18 protein-coding genes, 1 tRNA gene and 2 pseudogenes are annotated in these 16,145 nt (G+C 49.2%); 12 read left to right on the plus strand and 9 right to left on the minus strand.

What is annotated here, in order from left to right; translation table 11 throughout:
- Positions 1-57: 57 nt before the first annotated feature.
- The gene (locus tag NC981_RS18720; protein ID WP_348244330.1) at positions 58-408 is read right to left on the minus strand and encodes a YkgJ family cysteine cluster protein; all 351 of its coding nucleotides are present in this window, start codon (positions 406-408) and stop codon (positions 58-60) included.
- A 111-nt stretch (positions 409-519) separates the two neighbouring features.
- Between NC981_RS18720 and NC981_RS18725 the strand changes: the two genes are divergently transcribed.
- Positions 520-596 (plus strand) — tRNA-Met (locus NC981_RS18725).
- A gap of 45 nt (positions 597-641) precedes the next feature.
- On the opposite strand, the gene NC981_RS18730 is transcribed toward NC981_RS18725, so the two are convergent.
- Genes NC981_RS18730 through NC981_RS18745 form a run of 4 tightly spaced genes read right to left on the minus strand, consistent with a single transcriptional unit; the run spans position 642 to position 2,854 of the window.
- Entirely contained in the window at positions 642-1,235 is a 594-nt protein-coding gene (locus tag NC981_RS18730; RefSeq protein WP_348244331.1) for a CPBP family intramembrane glutamic endopeptidase, read from the minus strand.
- A 44-nt stretch (positions 1,236-1,279) separates the two neighbouring features.
- The gene (locus NC981_RS18735) at positions 1,280-2,374 is read right to left on the minus strand and encodes a DUF3326 domain-containing protein (RefSeq protein ID WP_348244332.1); all 1,095 of its coding nucleotides are present in this window, start codon (positions 2,372-2,374) and stop codon (positions 1,280-1,282) included.
- Positions 2,367-2,534, minus strand: a complete 168-nt coding sequence (locus tag NC981_RS18740; protein WP_190378337.1) for a hypothetical protein — start codon at positions 2,532-2,534, stop codon at positions 2,367-2,369. The genes NC981_RS18735 and NC981_RS18740 overlap by 8 nt, the downstream gene beginning before the upstream one ends.
- Positions 2,531-2,854, minus strand: a complete 324-nt coding sequence (locus NC981_RS18745) for a 2Fe-2S iron-sulfur cluster-binding protein (protein WP_190378336.1) — start codon at positions 2,852-2,854, stop codon at positions 2,531-2,533. Before NC981_RS18745 ends, NC981_RS18740 begins: the two co-directional genes overlap by 4 nt.
- Before the next feature lie 106 nt (positions 2,855-2,960).
- On the opposite strand from NC981_RS18745, the gene NC981_RS18750 reads away from it, so the two are divergent.
- Positions 2,961-3,989: a hypothetical protein gene (locus NC981_RS18750; protein WP_348244333.1), complete on the plus strand. Its 1,029-nt coding sequence runs from the start codon at positions 2,961-2,963 to the stop codon at positions 3,987-3,989.
- A gap of 58 nt (positions 3,990-4,047) precedes the next feature.
- Positions 4,048-5,043 (plus strand): pentapeptide repeat-containing protein, encoded by a 996-nt coding sequence (locus NC981_RS18755; protein WP_348244334.1) that lies wholly within the window; start codon positions 4,048-4,050, stop codon positions 5,041-5,043.
- Positions 5,044-5,050: 7 nt separating this feature from the next.
- Here NC981_RS18755 and NC981_RS18760 read toward each other — a convergent pair.
- The 3 genes and pseudogenes from NC981_RS18760 to NC981_RS18770 all read right to left on the minus strand — a co-directional run.
- Positions 5,051-5,506 (minus strand): annotated as a pseudogene (locus NC981_RS18760) (M23 family metallopeptidase); the annotation flags it as partial.
- Positions 5,507-6,049: 543 nt separating this feature from the next.
- Positions 6,050-7,789: a TolC family protein gene (locus tag NC981_RS18765; protein ID WP_348244335.1), complete on the minus strand. Its 1,740-nt coding sequence runs from the start codon at positions 7,787-7,789 to the stop codon at positions 6,050-6,052.
- Positions 7,790-8,049: 260 nt separating this feature from the next.
- Positions 8,050-8,161, minus strand: a pseudogene (locus NC981_RS18770) (type II toxin-antitoxin system HicB family antitoxin).
- Positions 8,162-8,953: 792 nt separating this feature from the next.
- Between NC981_RS18770 and NC981_RS18775 the strand changes: the two are divergent.
- The 8 genes from NC981_RS18775 to NC981_RS18810 all read left to right on the plus strand — a co-directional run bounded on the left by NC981_RS18775 (position 8,954) and on the right by NC981_RS18810 (position 14,905).
- Positions 8,954-9,364: an ATP synthase subunit I gene (locus tag NC981_RS18775; protein ID WP_348244336.1), complete on the plus strand. Its 411-nt coding sequence runs from the start codon at positions 8,954-8,956 to the stop codon at positions 9,362-9,364.
- 61 nt (positions 9,365-9,425) lie between these two features.
- On the plus strand, positions 9,426-10,178 hold the full coding sequence (atpB, locus tag NC981_RS18780) for a F0F1 ATP synthase subunit A (RefSeq protein WP_348244337.1): 753 nt from the start codon (positions 9,426-9,428) through the stop codon (positions 10,176-10,178).
- 40 nt (positions 10,179-10,218) lie between these two features.
- Entirely contained in the window at positions 10,219-10,464 is a 246-nt protein-coding gene (atpE, locus tag NC981_RS18785) for an ATP synthase F0 subunit C (RefSeq protein WP_348244338.1), read from the plus strand.
- Positions 10,465-10,534: 70 nt separating this feature from the next.
- The gene (locus NC981_RS18790) at positions 10,535-10,957 is read left to right on the plus strand and encodes a F0F1 ATP synthase subunit B' (RefSeq protein ID WP_348244339.1); all 423 of its coding nucleotides are present in this window, start codon (positions 10,535-10,537) and stop codon (positions 10,955-10,957) included.
- Positions 10,958-11,059: 102 nt separating this feature from the next.
- The gene (locus NC981_RS18795; RefSeq protein WP_348244340.1) at positions 11,060-11,605 is read left to right on the plus strand and encodes a F0F1 ATP synthase subunit B; all 546 of its coding nucleotides are present in this window, start codon (positions 11,060-11,062) and stop codon (positions 11,603-11,605) included.
- 4 nt (positions 11,606-11,609) lie between these two features.
- Positions 11,610-12,167 carry an ATP synthase F1 subunit delta gene (gene atpH / locus NC981_RS18800; RefSeq protein ID WP_348244341.1) on the plus strand — a complete coding sequence of 186 codons (558 nt, stop codon included), beginning with the start codon at positions 11,610-11,612 and terminating at the stop codon, positions 12,165-12,167.
- Between the two features lie 44 nt (positions 12,168-12,211).
- Positions 12,212-13,729 carry a F0F1 ATP synthase subunit alpha gene (gene atpA, locus NC981_RS18805; protein ID WP_190378325.1) on the plus strand — a complete coding sequence of 506 codons (1,518 nt, stop codon included), beginning with the start codon at positions 12,212-12,214 and terminating at the stop codon, positions 13,727-13,729.
- A 225-nt stretch (positions 13,730-13,954) separates the two neighbouring features.
- Positions 13,955-14,905 (plus strand): F0F1 ATP synthase subunit gamma, encoded by a 951-nt coding sequence (locus NC981_RS18810; protein ID WP_190378324.1) that lies wholly within the window; start codon positions 13,955-13,957, stop codon positions 14,903-14,905.
- Between the two features lie 62 nt (positions 14,906-14,967).
- Here the strand turns inward: NC981_RS18810 and NC981_RS18815 are convergent, their stop codons facing one another.
- A complete protein-coding gene (locus tag NC981_RS18815) occupies positions 14,968-15,555 on the minus strand; it encodes a hypothetical protein (RefSeq protein WP_348244342.1) in 588 nt (195 codons plus the stop codon).
- Between the two features lie 313 nt (positions 15,556-15,868).
- Between NC981_RS18815 and NC981_RS18820 the strand changes: the two genes are divergently transcribed.
- Positions 15,869-16,012 (plus strand): hypothetical protein, encoded by a 144-nt coding sequence (locus tag NC981_RS18820; protein ID WP_348244343.1) that lies wholly within the window; start codon positions 15,869-15,871, stop codon positions 16,010-16,012.
- Positions 16,013-16,145 lie beyond the last annotated feature (133 nt).

The raw sequence follows: 16,145 nt of genomic DNA on the forward strand, positions 1-16,145 counted from the left end.
AGCTGTTTTCATTTTCTTTTCATTATCTGTCACTATACTCGGATTTGCAAATTTTTGCTAGAGACCGATCTCTCGCTCGAATTTCAGCAGCTCTAGACTGCGATCGCCATAAACGCCTTCAATTTGTTCACGGCAGCAGTCGATCGCGAAATCGTTCACTGCTTCTGGCTCAACCCCAAACATTTCCTCGAACGTCTCCGGCGTAACGCGACAGAAGCGGGGGCGATCTTCATAAATGCTGCATTCGCGGGTAATCTTGTCGAAATTGACGCACCAGCCATCTTCGCCGACCATGCTGAGATAAAGGTGGAGTTCTTCGGGGTTGAGGTAGTCTTCTAAATCGGGTCGATCGCTCGGATCGAGATTGCAGCAAGCTCCACAATATTTGACGCAGCGCCAAGTTGCCATGACTAGATTCTCTAAAATTGGCTCGAACAGAACTTCTCTATCTTCTCGCTTTAAATTAGGTATTGCAACTTTCGGGGAGTTATGGTTATACTAGACGAGTTGGGAATTCGACGCGGGGTAGAGCAGTCTGGTAGCTCGTCGGGCTCATAACCCGAAGGTCCATGGTTCAAATCCATGCCCCGCCACCAAATTAAAAAGCTCAGTTCTTCAATGGAACTGGGCTTTTTTGATGATCATATTTTTGAAGCCCGATCGCTCAACTTCCAAAACGCTCCAGAAATCAGATTCGTTAGAACGTGCGCCACGATCGGAACTAATAAGTTCTCTGTCCAAACCGCACTCATTCCCAGCGCAATCCCGACGATCGATGCCCAGACCACATACGACCATTGCTTCAAATTGCTCATGTGCAGCACTCCAAAGCAAAGACTAGAGAGCAGAACGCCTACAAAATCCAGCCCAATCTCCGGCAGCATCACACCCCGAAATAATAATTCTTCGCTTAATCCAGGGAGCAGTCCCAGCCAGAGAATGTCCGGAAGTAGCAGCGGCTTTATCACCAGCGTCAGATATTCATTTGCACTTCTACGGTATTCCGCCCAGATGCGGTAGACGATCGCACTCGCAACCGAAATTCCAATTCCCAATCCAATCCCTTGTAGTAGCGATTGCACCGAAAATCGCACCGCAAGCAGCGGCACTGCGCTGAAGTGCAACCAAACTTTAGAGACAACTAATAAAACAACAGCAGTCACACCCATCGCAATCAGAACTTGGATGCGGGTGAGCGGCTGCATTTCGGGTGTATCAGGGATTTGTTCTGCCACTGGAGTCTTACCGCGCTTATTTCTAACTGAGCCTTGAATATAACTCAAGACTCAGAAAGGATACTAGGGCGTTCCACCCCCAAAAATTGCGATCGATCTAAAGGGCGAAGTGAAGAAATTTCTGGACTCAAAGCAGCAGGATTGATCCCCGCGCGATCGCAGATTAGCACCCCGATCGCTTCGAGATAAGACTTTACGATCATCGATCGAATTCCCAGTGCTTCCGGTCGAACCTGTAATTTTGTTTGATTGTCCTCAACTGCAATAATTCGCGTTTTAGACTGGCTCAAACTTAAGATTGCACTGCCTCCTGCCGCCGATGCCGGAATTACCAGCGCATTCATCTGATCCGCCCAAATCGCATGAGCATTCGGAAATTCCGTAAACTGGGGGGCGCGGCTCAGTCCAACTAACACACAAGGCAGAAAGGTATAACCGAGTTCTTCAGCAGCCGATCGCGGTGATAAGTTCGGATCAATCGGCAATGGAGACAACGCAGGTGCATGAGCGCAAGGCACTCGGAAGGTGCGAACAATCAAATGACTGATTACCGCCTCTGCTCCAGCTAAATGATCCACGCCTTGACCGTATCTATAATCCTGCAAAGCCTCACTGCTCGGATCATCAGGAAATCGAGCTACAACCGCGATCGCAGTCGCTCCTGCTTGATCAATCAATTTTTCAGCCGCTCTGAGCAAGCTATCGGGATGTCCGATCGTTCCCCAAGTTGCCCCCGATTTCGCTGTTCTCAGCTCTACATTCAACGGTTGATCCGTCACAACATAGTCTGTTAAATTGAGTCCCAACGTCGCCCTAGCCGCATCTGCAACCTGTAGATGTCTGAGTTGTAGATCAGGTTCGATCGCCCGATCGAGAATCAATCCAATTCGGTTCGAGGCTTGCGGCAATACGCCCCAATGCCCCGCTGCAAACTGATCTAAACCATAGCCTTCAACATAGAGAGCATTCGGCAGATTCCAGTAAAGCTGTGCCCCATTCAGGACATTGGGGTGCGTGATCAAGCGATCGGCAACTTCAGCGATCGCACGAGCAACAGGCAACGCATCGCCTGCATACCCGCCGATCGCGGCTCCGATTCCGGTTGGAACAATCAATCCGACAGTGTACGGTTTATTCACGAGTGACGACTGCTTCAATTTCAACGGTTTGCGAATTCACTCGCGTAATTGCCCAACGTAACGGCTCTCCGAAAGCGCGTAACTGCTGCTCGATCGAGTGATGCAGTTCGCCAACAGAACCTGGAAGGGTTAGCTCGATCGTAATGAAATCCGTAATCATCCTTGCTGTCCGAATTGTTTTTGATAAACGGTTTCTTCTTTTTCGGTTTCAAGCTTGATGTTCGATCGAGGATAAGCGACGCAAAGCAGCGTATAACCTTGAGTTTGCAGATCAGGACTGACACCCATTCCCTCACTTTGATCGACAGTTCCTTCTGTAATCAATGCGGCACAGGTTGTACAGACCCCTGCTGTACAAGATACTGGCAGCTCTAAGCCTTTCTCGTTGTTAGCAACGTCCAGAATAGTGCGGTCTTCGGGAACTTCGATGATGTGAGTCTGCCCTTGATGCCGAATTTCAACCGTGTATAGGTTAGCCATATGAATGCGCGTGTTTAATCAAAGATCACCATTATAAAGCGATGGTGATGCGGGTTAACTCTTCGAGCCATTGGGGAACTCTAGCCCCGAAGAGTTAACCAAGACGATGCGCGAATCGATTACCCCCATCGGAGCGACACTACCGAGTGCAATTCTCAATGTGATTGGCGAACTTCAACACAATCCAAACGCCGTCCGCATCCAAAAGCTGCTGTTTTATCTCTGTCGTGATCAATGGGAGGGCGATTGCACTCGTCTCGATGCACTGAGTTGGTATTCGCTGATAGAAGAAGTGAGACAAGCCTATCCGACGTTCGCACAGCTACGATCGCGCTTAACGTATCAAATCGGAACGCTGAATAAATCGGCTGAATATGCTTTGATCGGGCAGATTATTCTCTCCATTTTAGAACGAGCTTATGCCCAAGATGCCACCACGATCGTTACTGCTTCAACGCGAGCGACGACATTAGATCAAGATGTCAATATCAGCCGGATTAAAAAGCTATTAATCTATACTTGCCGGCGATATTGGGAGGCGAATTCATGCGTGATCGACCAGGTATCAACAGCAGAGTTGCTGAACGAGTTGATGCAACGTTATCCCACTCTAGAAGACTTACGACCGGGCTTGAGTACGATCGTCAAAACGCTGAATAAACCGGCCGAGTATTCGCTAGTTGCAGAGATTATTCTGCGCGAAGTGGAACCTTTTTATGGAAAAAAAAATTCAGGCTCTGAACCTGCTCAAGCAGAACGGATTGATCTGTTCGATGTGCGTCGAGAAATTTTGAAATACACAAACCCGTTGAAAGCAAAAATCCTTTTATTTTCAGCGGTCTATTATGTGTTTGAATTCTGTCCCCAAGACTGGTCAAACCTCAAGCTTTATAGTTTAGATGGATTGCTGAGAACGAGTTTGACTCAAGTAGAAACGATCGACGAATTTCAGCAGCTTCTAATTCACAAAGCTAGCCAGCTTAAAGAGCCAGAGACTTATTTAGAAATCGTGCCTGTTTTGACGCGATCGCTCAAATCAAGTTACTACACTTTGCGTCAAACCCTTTTGGTCTCACTGAGAGCCAGTAGCGTTGCAGATGCGACTCTCGCAAGCTCCACCCAGCCCAGCTTGTGAAACAAAGAGATCGCAACGGGCAAACTAGGACTGAGGATCTTCAAAAGCTTGCTTCGCCATGAATGCTCAAGAATTGCTGCAACGATACGACGCGGGAGAATTAGAGTTTATTGGCAAAAACTTTGCAGGCATTGATCTCACTTACGCAGATCTGATCGGCGCTAATCTCACCCAAGCCGACTTAAATCACGCAGTCTTGACCTTTGCCTATCTCAATCGCGCCACCTTAACTCGCGCCAATCTTACTCATGCCAGCTTGAGTGGTGCAAACCTAAGCCAAGCAACTCTGCTCAATGCCAATTTGCGCGATGCCGATCTACATGGTGCAATCCTCAAGGATGCTGATTTGCGGGGAGCCGATCTCTCGCTTGCCTCGATCGTAGATGCCAATTTCAGCGGTGCGGATTTACGCAACACCAACTTTAGCGGCGCTGATTTGCGCGGGGCGGATCTGCATGGAGCCAATTTTCGAGAAGAGAAAAGAAGCTACGAAGGCGCGGTGTTACGCGGTGCAGATCTGCGGGGAGCGGATTTACGAGGCGCGAACCTAACCGGAGCGGATTTAAGTCGATCGAATCTCGCAGGAGCCAATTTAAGCGAAGCAAATCTACGCCAAGCCACGCTAACCCAAGCCAGCCTCAGTGAGGCAATCCTGACCGGAGCGTTTCTCACGGAGGCTGATTTAACCGAAGCCAACTTGAGCCACGCGAACCTGAAAGACGCGAAGTTAAATCGAGCGATTCTCACTCAAGCGGATCTGCGATCGGCAATCTTGACCGAAGCCACGCTGAATCACGCCAAATTACATAAAGTTGTACTGACTCACACAACTCTTACCCGCGCTAAATTAAATCACGCTGATCTCAGCCGTGCGAATCTTCAACACGCTCAGTTGATCGATGCTGTTTTAGTCGAAGCTTACCTTGGACGTGCTGACCTGAGCTACGCCGACCTTACTCGCGCCAACTTTACCCGCGCAGAGATGAGTAGCGCACTCCTGAAGTCAGCGATCGTCCAAGACATGATTCGATCGGATGGCACTGTTGAAGATTAGGTGAAGATTAGGGCGTTTGCGGTTTCTGAGCGACTTGCATCGACTTAACCAATTCTGCCATCGCTGTTTCTAGCGATGCTCCCGCATCCAGCGCCACCCATCCGTCTGTGGTTTGCTGCCGCACTTCAAAGTGCAAATGCGGCCCAGTCGAGTTTCCGGTGCTGCCAACTCGTCCCACGACCGCACCCTGTTTCACAATGTCTCCAGGCTTGACGAAAATCTCAGACAAGTGAGCGTAAAGGGTTTGCTGTGCGCCCGCATTGTGTTCGAGCGCTACGGCTAACCCATATCCGCCAAAGAATTCCGCCATGATCACCCGACCTGTCAGCGCTGCTAATACCGGAGTTCCCAGTGGCGCACCTAAATCTGTTCCGGTGTGCAGTCGCGTATCACCGCTAATCGGATGCACCCGCCAGCCAAAAATCGACGTAATCGGAGACGGAATCGCTAGGGGGAAAATGAGCTTCAAATCCCCGTTGCCGACTCGACCGATCGGGCGAATCGTGCGATTGAAATAGGTTTGAACAGTGCTATAGGCGGAGCCGATCGGGTTTGAGGGAGCCACTGCATTCCACTCAATTCCCCTAGACGATAAGTTAAAGCCGCCGACTTCAACGGGAGCTGCGCTCACTGCTTCCGCCACTTCATATCGACGCGGAGCAACGGGGGCAGATGGCTTTGCGACCACCGCAGGCGTTTCGATGCGCTCGGTTGCTCCCAAACTGTAATCGGTGCGATCGATAAAGGCATCTCCGCTAGGCGGAGCCGCAGGTACGGCAGGTTCAATGTTTACGGTTGGAATTGGATCTGCGCTTTGCTTCGCCTTGGAATCGAGAGTTTGCGCCTGAACGCGGGCGATACCACTGACCCCGATCAGCCCCGACAGGATTAGAATCCGAATCATCAAAGCAGCATGAGAAAAAGAGTGAGTCATAAAACGAGTCGAGAGAACAACAGTGGGTCGAGAAGGCTCAGAACTATTGTGCCGAGAATTGAGCAAAATGGCTCAGGGACTTAAGTTACTCACGGCGCGTCGGAGCTGGGCAAGCGCGAGGTTGTAGTTGATGATGGCGCTAACGCGGTTGCCTTGGGCTTGGGTCAGGGCTGCTTCTGCGCTAATGCGATCGGTTTGTGTACCAACCCCTGCCTGAAAGCGCAAAATCGCCAGCCGCAGCGCTTCTTCTGCCTGTGCTACCGATTGCTGCGTGGTATTGATATTCGCTAGGTTTGCTTGCAGGTTGGCGAAGGCTTGCTCGACTTGGAAACGAACCAGGTTGCGGTTTTGGGCAAATCGAGCTTCAGCAATTTCGCGGTTGCGCTCTTGCTGAGCGATTTGGGCGTTGGTTGCGCCGCCGTCAAACAAGTTCCAACGGGCTTGCAGTCCTAGACTGTAGTTGTCTGAATTGCGGGCGGAGCTAGTGGTGGTGTCCGATCGCTGAAAATTGTAAGCCCCAACAAGGCTTAGGGTTACGCCATTTTGGGCGCGGGCGGCTCGAATTTGCGTTTGACTAATTTCGCGTTGTACAAGCTGCTGTTCTAGCTCTGCCCGATTTTTGTACGCTAAAACAATGCTGTCTTCGAGCGGAATTGTCCAAGTCCCGGCAGGCTGCACGGGATCAGCGGCGGTGAGCGTTGCCGTTTCAGCTAAACTAAGCCGCTGTGCCAGTTGTCGTCGCGCAATTTCTTGGTTGGCTTGGGCGTTGCGTAACAACTGAGCCGCATTGGCTAAGTTGACTTCGGCTCTGAGCGTGTCGAATCGAGTCCCTAGCCCTGCGGTTTCCTGCGCTCTAGAATCTCGCAGGTTTGCTTCAGCATTGCGAACCGCTGCTTCGTTGATTGCTACTTGAGAATCTGCGTTTTGCAGGCTGTAATAATCGTTCGATACCTGTAAGCGCAAGTCTTCGCGAGTTTGCTCAAGCTGGAGTTCTGCGCCCCGCGATCGACGCTCTGCGGCTTCGATCTGGGCAGGACGTAATCCTGATGTGAAGAGGTCGTAGTTGAGCTGTGCGCCTGTGCTGAAGGCGGTACGGGTGGCACCACTGTTGCCGGAATCAACGCCAAGCTGATCGAGAAAACTGTTTTGCTGCGTGTCTTGCGTGATGAAGACACTGCCCGATCGAGTTAAGTTTGCCGTCAGTCCGAGCGTGGGAAAATTACCTGCTCTGGCTTCACGAATCGCGGCGCGGCTTTGCTCGACTTGTAAACGCGCCACTTCTAAATCGCGGTTATTGCGTTCTGCCAGTTCTAAAGCTTGCTGGAGAGTAATCGGCTGCGTCGCTCGGACTTGAACTTCTCCGGGCTGGGTAGGAAACTGAAGGCGGTTGGGCGAGGGGTCGAGGGAGGCGGGGGTAGGAACGAGTTGATTGGCTCCTCCGGTTGCTGGCGTGGTTGGAGCCGGAGTGGTCGGAGTGGGAGTTGCGGCGGGTGCGGGATTCGGAGTGCGCGGCGATCCTGCTGGAGCAGGGAGGGGTGCAGAAGGGGATGGAGTCGATCCGCCTTGAGCGGTCGTCTGCGGCTTGAGCGTGAGTTTTGCGGGGTTGGGCTTGCGTGTTGCAAGAGCTTGCGTGATCGTAAACGGCGGCGTTGGATCGCCCTCTGCGTCGCGGCTTGCGGCTAGGGTGAAATTGGAGGTGGGAGGTTCCGGATCGGTTTGAGTCCGGGCAGGATTGGCGAATGCCGCACCGATCAATCCAAGGATCATCCAAACTCCCACACCTAAAGTCAGTAATCTAAGAGACGGTTTCATACGATTTCGGTTCGCCCACGGTATCACAATCAGCAAGAGACGAGTGACTGTGTTTTAGTTAACTCGCTCTCAGTTCTTCAGTCTTATGCAGGATACCGCTTGAAGCGGTCGATCGACAAAGTTCTTGCGTTTCTTCTATTAGGGATTGTGGATTAAATCAACCCTGAATCTACTCTCACTCAGCCCTCTTCCCGGAGAAGCTATCATGTCCACCCAAGCTCCTGTGGAAGAGAGTTAAGGTGAGGGCGGATCGGTTTTGATTAAGCTTGTCTACTTAAACACGTTGCGATCGCATCTCTAAATATTTTCCAGTGCTTCTCGTTTGGTCTCACCCTGACTTATGTACCCAAGAATACTCGGACACTCGACAATCTAAACGCCATCTACATCACGAGCGAGCATTACGCTAAATTTCACAAGCGAATTCCTTATCAAAAGCGGATGCCTCTATATTACGAGAACTCGATCGAGCAACTTCCAATTAATCAGAAGCATTGATCACAAACGATTTTCTCTACAGGTACTGTAAGCTTGACGAAACTCATGGCTCGGAGTCCGATGAATGTATGACGATCAGCAATTTTGGAGAATTGCTTTACTAAGTCTTAGGTTAGGAGCAGCCGGTGGGAGCGCTCCTACGTTACTACTCACGATTGTGGCGATAATTAAAGCGATTAATGTCTTAGTCATGGAGTTCGCTCTTATATTTTTTACACTCATACTTGGAATCATTACGGGATTAGTCGTAGGAGCTTTCGTTAGTACTCTGTTCGGCACACTCAGCAAGGTGCTGGATTCTCAACGAATTACTATTTACAATTGGGGACAATTTGTAGTTCCTGCTCTTTTTTTCATAATTAGCTTTCTCCTTCAGATTGTCGCTGTATACCCATGGCTAGGAATTATCCTTGATACTGAGTTAGGCTTGTTACCTTATGGATCACAAAAGTTACACTTAGCACACTCTAGTCACTTTTGATCATTGACAGATTAGAAATTCTTTTATCCTGAATCAAAAAAATCGCCCTATCGAAAGTCATTAAGTATTATTACCTCCACATGATATGATGACTCGTGGTTCAGCATTGTCGGGATCGCTCGGATATCAACCGAATTCGATCGTTATCATGGCAATGTAGACCTAACTTTGGAGCCGCGCCTGCTATGGAAGAAACGATCCACACTGGTACAGAAACACCAGAGCCGAGTGCCTCAATGGTGGAATATTATCGACTCCAAAACGAGTTGTTAATTACAACCATTGTCCTCACCGGATTGATCTTCTTTCCCGTCTGGTATTTCTATTCGCTCAACACTGCTCTGAATTATTTAATTGGAGCGTGTACAGGTGTGGTTTACTTAAAGTTATTGGCACGAAACGTAGAACGCCTCGGTACCGAGAAACAACAGATTAGCAAAACACATTTAGCGATTTTTGCGGGAGTGATTATTGTCGCGACCCAAATGAAAGAACTCCATGTGTTACCTGTATTTCTGGGATTTCTCACGTATAAAGGTACGCTGCTCGTGTACACCTTGCGAACTCTATTCACGCCTGATCAAACTCAGAGTTAAGTAATAGAAATTCGCAGAAAAATATTGCTCCTTGAATCTGGGAAAAGCCGCCTGAACTGAAATGCTAAATTTCCTCGACGCTCCCAACATTTTACCGTTAGCCAACCTAGAGGTGGGTCATCATCTCTACTGGCAAATTGGCAATCTAAAGATTCATGGGCAGGTTTTTATCGTCTCCTGGATTGTGATCGGGCTGTTAGTCGGCGCTTCGGTGCTGGCAACCCGCAACCCGCAACGCATTCCAAAAGGCGTTCAGAACTTGATGGAGTACGCGCTAGAGTTTGTGCGAGAGTTGACCAAAAACCAGCTTGGCGAAAAAGAGTACCGTCCCTGGGTTCCCTTCGTTGGCACCCTGTTTCTGTTCATCTTTGCCTCCAACTGGTCGGGTGCCCTCGTTCCCTGGAAATTAATCAAATTACCAGAAGGCGAGCTGGCTGCCCCAACAAACGACATCAACACCACCGTTGCTTTAGCGCTCTTAGTGTCGCTGGCTTATTTCTACGCAGGCTTCAGTAAGAAAGGGTTGGGCTACTTTGCGAAGTACGTTCAGCCGACTCCGGTTCTCCTGCCCATTGCGATTCTAGAGGACTTCACCAAGCCGCTTTCCCTCAGCTTCCGACTTTTTGGCAACATCTTGGCGGATGAGTTGGTGGTTGGTGTATTGGTGCTTCTAGTGCCGCTCTTTGTTCCCCTGCCTGTGATGCTGCTGGGTCTATTTACCAGTGCAATTCAGGCGCTCGTGTTTGCGACTCTGGCGGGTGCTTACATTCATGAAGCACTCGAAGGTCACGGCGAAGAAGAACACGCGCCGTAGACCCAATCTGTTCACCGTATTCAACTCAAAGGAAAGAACTATGAATCCTACCATTGCTGCTGCTTCTGTAATCGCTGCTGCTCTTGCGATCGGTCTTGCTGCAATCGGACCTGGTATCGGTCAAGGTAACGCTTCGGGAGAAGCGGTTGCAGGGATCGCTCGTCAGCCTGAAGCAGAAGGAAAAATCCGGGGTACTTTGCTGCTGACCCTCGCGTTCATGGAATCGCTGACCATCTACGGTCTTGTGATCGCGCTGGTATTGCTGTTCGCGAACCCCTTCGCATAAGTATGAAGCCTGAGATCTGGAAGGCATTCCAGATCTCGCTTTCTTATTCATCTTCATTCTTCTCCTCATCATGTTTGATTTTGACGCAACGCTGCCGTTGATGGCGGTGCAATTTTTACTGTTGGTCGCAGTGCTAAACGCTGTGTTCTTCAAGCCGCTCACTAAAGTGGTTGAAGATCGTAACGATTTTATTCGAGGCAGTGAAGCAGATGCGAAAGAGCGGTTGGCAAAGGCTGAAATGTTAGCGAAGCAGTACGAAACTGAACTCGCAGCATCGCGTCGGGCATATCAAAATACGATCGCCCAAGCTCAAGCCGAAGCCAATCAAATCGCAGCACAGAAAATTGCAGCGGCGCAACAAGAAGCACAACAACAGCGGGAACAAACTCAGAAGGAGTTAGACCAGCAAAAACAAGAAGCGCTTCAAACGTTAGAACAACAGGTTGAAGCCTTAAGCCGTGAAATTCTAGATAAATTGCTAACTGGAGTTTAACGAGGCTGCTGGTTAATCAAGGCTCCCAATGAATTTTAAGTTCCCCGTCCGGTTTGGGCCCAATGAACTTGGGATAGTCACGCGCAGTTTTGGATAAGTGTCATGGAAATATATTTGCGACTCGCCAGCGGAGTGAGTTTACTGGCAGAAGCAGAGGGGGGCGGTTTCGGATTCAATTTCGATATCCTCGAAACCAACCTGATTAACCTCAGCATCGTGATTGCGATCGTCGTTTACTTTGGACGAGGTTTCCTCGGTAAAACCTTGACCGAACGTCGCACCGCGATCGAGACTGCGATTTCAGAAGCAGAAACCCGCAAGAAGACGGCTGCGTCTAAGCTCGCTGAACAACAGCAGAAGCTTGCTCAAGCCCAACAAGAAGCCGCAAAGATTCGTTCTGACGCGGAAGCTGCTGCGAAGAAAGCAAGCGACGATATTTTGGCGAAAGCTGAACAAGATATCGTTCGGATGCGTGAAACCGCAGCCGCAGATTTGTCTTCAGAGCAAGAGCGTATCATTAATGAATTGCGTCAGCGAGTGGCAACTCTAGCACTGCAACGCGCAGAAGGCGAATTGCCGGGACGCTTGAATGATGAGTCTCAGCAACGGTTAGTCGATCGCAGTATTGCGTTATTGAGCGAGGGATAGAGCGATGGCAGAGAATATTTTAAGGTCAGAAGTTTTAGATCCCTACGCTCAGGCGTTGATGTCTTTGGGAAAGTCGAATGATCTCACCGATCGTTTTGCTGAAGATGTTGGCAACATTCTCGATACATTGAACGGTTCACAAGACCTGAAGGACTTTATCGCGAATCCTTTGGCAAAAGGCGATCTCAAGAGAGAAGTTTTGTCTCAGGTGTTCGGTGATGCGGTGCATCCGTTCATGCGGAATTTCATCATGTTGCTCGTCGATCGTCGTCGCGTGATGTTTCTCGAAGGCATCTGTCAGCAATACCAAAGACTGTACCGGAAGCTGAAGCAAGCTGTTTTAGCAGAAGTCACTTCGACGGTTGAACTGAACGATGATCAGAAGAATGCGATTCGCGAGAAAGTCATTGCAATGACGAATGCGAACTCAGTCGAAATCGAAACTAAGATCGATCCAGAATTGATCGGTGGTGTGATCATCAAAGTTGGTTCACAAGTGATTGATGCGAGTCTGCGCGGTCAGTTGCGACGGATTACGCTACGTTTGAGCAGTTCAAACTAACTCCCTTTTTCCTTTCATTTCTCATCCTTTAACAGAGGTTTCCAATGGCAGCAATCAGACCAGACGAAATTAGCAATATTATTCGCCAACAGATCGAAAGTTACGATCAAGGCGTGAAAGTTTCCAACGTCGGAACCGTGTTGCAGGTCGGTGACGGCATTGCGCGGATCTATGGGTTGGATAAGTGCATGTCCGGTGAACTGGTGCAGTTTGAAGATGGTTCCGTCGGCATGGCGTTGAACCTGGAGGAAGATAACGTCGGTGCGGTACTGATGTCCGACGGTCGCAGCATCCAAGAAGGAAGCTCTGTGACTTCTACCGGACGGATTGCTCAAATTCCCGTCGGTGAGGCAATGATCGGTCGCGTAGTCGATGCTCTGGCACGTCCTTTAGACGGAAAAGGCGACATCAATACGACCGAAACTCGCCTGATCGAGTCAATGGCTCCGGGCATCATTGCGCGGAAGTCGGTCTGTGAACCGATGCAAACCGGCATTACCGCGATCGACTCCATGATTCCGATCGGTCGGGGACAGCGCGAGTTGATTATCGGAGACCGTCAAACCGGCAAGACTTCGGTTGCGGTAGACACGATTCTGAACCAAAAGGGTGAAGACGTGATCTGTGTGTATGTTGCGATCGGTCAAAAAGCTTCGACCGTGGCAAACATTGTGCAAGTGCTGCAAGATCGGGGCGCGATGGAATATACGATCGTGGTTGCTGCAAACGCAAACGATCCGGCAACTCTGCAATACTTCGCGCCTTACACGGGTGCAGCTTTGGCTGAGTACTTCATGTACAAAGGCAAAGCAACCTTAGTTATCTATGATGACTTGTCGAAGCAAGCTCAGGCTTACCGTCAAATGTCGCTCTTGCTGCGTCGTCCACCGGGACGTGAAGCTTATCCGGGAGATGTGTTCTACGTTCACTCCCGCTTGCTCGAACGTGCAGCGAAACTCAGCGATGAATTGGGCGGCGGTAGCATGACTGCATTGCCGATCATCGAAACTCAAGCAGGTGACGTTTCGGCATATATTCCGACTAACGTAATTTCGATTACCGATGGTCAAATCTTCTTGTCGTCTGACTTGTTCAACGCGGGTCTGCGTCCTGCTGTAAACGCGGGTATCTCGGTATCGCGCGTGGGTTCGGCAGCACAAACCAAAGCGATGAAAAAAGTTGCGGGTAAGGTGAAACTGGAGCTTGCACAGTTTGCAGAATTGGAAGCATTCGCACAGTTCGCGTCTGACTTGGATAAAGCGACTCAGAATCAATTGGCGCGTGGTGTTCGTCTACGTGAAATTCTGAAGCAGCCGCAATACTCGCCGCTGTCGGTTGCGGAACAAGTTGCTGTCATTTACTCCGGTATCAATGGATATTTGGATGATATCCCGGTTGATAAGGTAACGACGTTTGTGAAGAGCTTGCGTGACTATCTGAAGACGGGTAAGCCGAAGTATGTGGAAATCGTTCAAGGTCAGAAAGTGTTGACCGATGAAGCTGAAGGTCTGCTGAAGGAAGCGATTACCGAGACGAAGCAAACCATGATGGCTGCTGCGTAGTTTATTTTGCTTCGTTGAAAACGACTTCTGCCCCCTAAATCCCCCATTCTGAGGAACTTTGAAAATCGAGACTTTCTTGGTTTGAGGTTCCTTACAAGTGGGGGATTTAGAAGGTAGACCCTAAGCAATTTGAACTCAGATAAACCGCTCTCTGAAACAGCTTCGGATTTTGGATTTTAGATTGATCCAGAATCCAAAATCTAAACTCTAAAATCGTTTCAAACTATGGCAAACCTAAAATTTATTCGCGATCGCATTCAGTCGGTCAAGAACACCAAAAAAATTACAGAAGCGATGCGGCTCGTGGCAGCAGCGAAAGTGCGTCGGGCACAAGAACAAGTGACAGCAACTCGTCCGTTCGCCGATCGCCTCGCGCAAGTGCTGTATGGCTTACAAGCGCGATTGAGATTTGAAGAAGCAGATCTACCGCTCTTGAGAAGGCGCGACGTTGGAACCGTTGGATTGCTTGTGATTTCAGGCGATCGTGGATTGTGCGGCGGCTATAATGCGAACGTGATTCGTCGGGCTGAAAACCGCGCCCAAGAACTGAAAGCGGAAGGCATCGACTACAAAATGGTTGTAGTTGGGCGTAAAGCGGCACAGTATTTCCAGCGTCGGGACTATCCGATCGTCGAAAGCTATTCAGGCTTAGAGCAGATTCCAACCTCAGCAGAAGCGGCACAAATCGCGGATGTGGTGCTGACTCAGTTCTTGTCGGAGAGTGTCGATCGAGTTGAGTTAATCTACACGAAATTCGTGTCCTTGATTGCGTCTCGTCCGGTGGTTCAAACATTGTTACCGCTCGATCCGCAAGGGTTGGAAGTTTCTGATGATGAAATTTTCCGGCTCACAACTCGCGGCGGACAGTTCCAAGTTGAACGTGAACGAGTCGCGGCTCCTGAAGTTCAAAGCTTCCCGCAAGACATGATCTTCGAGCAAGATCCGGTGCAAATTCTCGATGCGCTGTTGCCGTTGTATCTGAATAACCAATTGCTCAGAGCGCTGCAAGAGGCAGCGGCGAGTGAGTTGGCGGCTCGGATGACAGCGATGAACAACGCGAGTGATAACGCCAAGAATTTGATTGGTTCGCTTACGTTGTCGTACAACAAGGCACGTCAGGCGGCAATTACTCAAGAACTGCTGGAAGTGGTTGCGGGTGCAGATGCACTGACTTAAGACAATTCTCGAAATGTTTTAGAGCGTCCAAGGAAACTTGGGCGCTTTTTATCATGCGATAGCTAAAACCTTACCTGATCAGCATGAATAAAGCCAATTGATCCGCAAACGTCTGTTTTATACCAAGAGCCATCAGAGCCATAAATATTGATTGCTGTTTTCTCCTGCACAGAACATAAAATAGCTCCGTTAGGTGACACACGGACATTAGATGGGGGATCAAATACAATTGCCGTCCCTGCTGATGAAGTTGTGCTACTGGTAGAATTTCGGCGGCCACAAACAGTATCAAGCATATTTTGTGTGGCGGGAGATTGCGGCCGATTGACTTGTCTTTCTGGAAAAGTTACCCAAGTTCTATTAGAACAGTCTGCCTCGCTTTCTACTTGATCGCTGTTTAAGTAGTAAATGAAAGCCACAGACTGTGAATTTTTTACTCGGATTGAGCAAAGATCAACATTGATTTCCTGCCCTCCTACAGCCTTACCAGCCGCATAATTACAGGACGCATTGATCTGCTTGGACGATTGAAGAGATTTGTTAATTGGAGAAGGCGCTGTTTCAGTCGGTGTATTTGTTACTGGTGGATCTTTTGGTGTACTTTCTGCTTGGGGAGTTTGAGAGGATTGAGATGTTTGGGGTGTTTGCACTGTAACAGTTGTGCAAGCGTTGAGGCTAAGAGAGAGACTTATTAGAAAAGAGCCTAAAGATTTCATTAGTGATAGATATTAAAGAATACCAGTGATAATATACTCCACTTCTCTAGTGGGTATCGCGAACGATCGTCCTAACATCAGTTGAGTAAATACTTGATCGCTTTGCATTGCCAAATTGAACCAGGCACAATGAGGATAGGCAACTTAAGGGGACTTGCAATGTCTGAGAACATCCTGAAAGTAGAAATCTCCTGATCGATCGCTTCTAGAAGCTGTTTCTTCTCTAGACCTCTCAGAAAAGCGGCAATTGTGGCAAGTTCTCGACGCTGAGCTTTTCGACGATGAAGAAGATTCTCCAGAAGACATTGCTGAAATTCAAGCAGCTTACGCAGATTATGAGGCTGGCGATTGTATGACCTTGCAAGAGTATGCCGCACAACGGACGCAGTGAATTTCATGACAGTAATGCTCTAACTTGAGACAAAATATTCAAAATTATGTAGATCAAGCGTTCTAAGTGTGCTATCTATGATAGAAATCCGATGATTCTCGTTTAATTGTCGGATTCCGGGCTACACTAAACA

Origin of the sequence: Leptolyngbya sp. DQ-M1 (assembly GCF_039962505.1) — a bacterium.
Classification (GTDB): Bacteria; Cyanobacteriota; Cyanobacteriia; order Leptolyngbyales; family Leptolyngbyaceae; genus Leptolyngbya.

Excerpts from the sequence above, each read along its gene's own strand:
- NC981_RS18720 (WP_348244330.1), bottom strand. The coding sequence starts at position 408 with ATGGCAACTTGGCGCTGCGTCAAATATTGTGGAGCTTGCTGCAATCTC.
- NC981_RS18740 (WP_190378337.1), bottom strand. The coding sequence starts at position 2,534 with ATGATTACGGATTTCATTACGATCGAGCTAACCCTTCCAGGTTCTGTT.
- NC981_RS18745 (WP_190378336.1), bottom strand. The coding sequence starts at position 2,854 with ATGGCTAACCTATACACGGTTGAAATTCGGCATCAAGGGCAGACTCAC.
- NC981_RS18750 (WP_348244333.1), top strand. The coding sequence starts at position 2,961 with ATGCGCGAATCGATTACCCCCATCGGAGCGACACTACCGAGTGCAATT.
- NC981_RS18755 (WP_348244334.1), top strand. The coding sequence starts at position 4,048 with ATGAATGCTCAAGAATTGCTGCAACGATACGACGCGGGAGAATTAGAG.
- NC981_RS18765 (WP_348244335.1), bottom strand. The coding sequence starts at position 7,789 with ATGAAACCGTCTCTTAGATTACTGACTTTAGGTGTGGGAGTTTGGATG.
- NC981_RS18775 (WP_348244336.1), top strand. The coding sequence starts at position 8,954 with ATGGAAGAAACGATCCACACTGGTACAGAAACACCAGAGCCGAGTGCC.
- atpB (WP_348244337.1), top strand. The coding sequence starts at position 9,426 with ATGCTAAATTTCCTCGACGCTCCCAACATTTTACCGTTAGCCAACCTA.
- atpE (WP_348244338.1), top strand. The coding sequence starts at position 10,219 with ATGAATCCTACCATTGCTGCTGCTTCTGTAATCGCTGCTGCTCTTGCG.
- NC981_RS18790 (WP_348244339.1), top strand. The coding sequence starts at position 10,535 with ATGTTTGATTTTGACGCAACGCTGCCGTTGATGGCGGTGCAATTTTTA.
- NC981_RS18795 (WP_348244340.1), top strand. The coding sequence starts at position 11,060 with ATGGAAATATATTTGCGACTCGCCAGCGGAGTGAGTTTACTGGCAGAA.
- atpH (WP_348244341.1), top strand. The coding sequence starts at position 11,610 with ATGGCAGAGAATATTTTAAGGTCAGAAGTTTTAGATCCCTACGCTCAG.
- atpA (WP_190378325.1), top strand. The coding sequence starts at position 12,212 with ATGGCAGCAATCAGACCAGACGAAATTAGCAATATTATTCGCCAACAG.
- NC981_RS18810 (WP_190378324.1), top strand. The coding sequence starts at position 13,955 with ATGGCAAACCTAAAATTTATTCGCGATCGCATTCAGTCGGTCAAGAAC.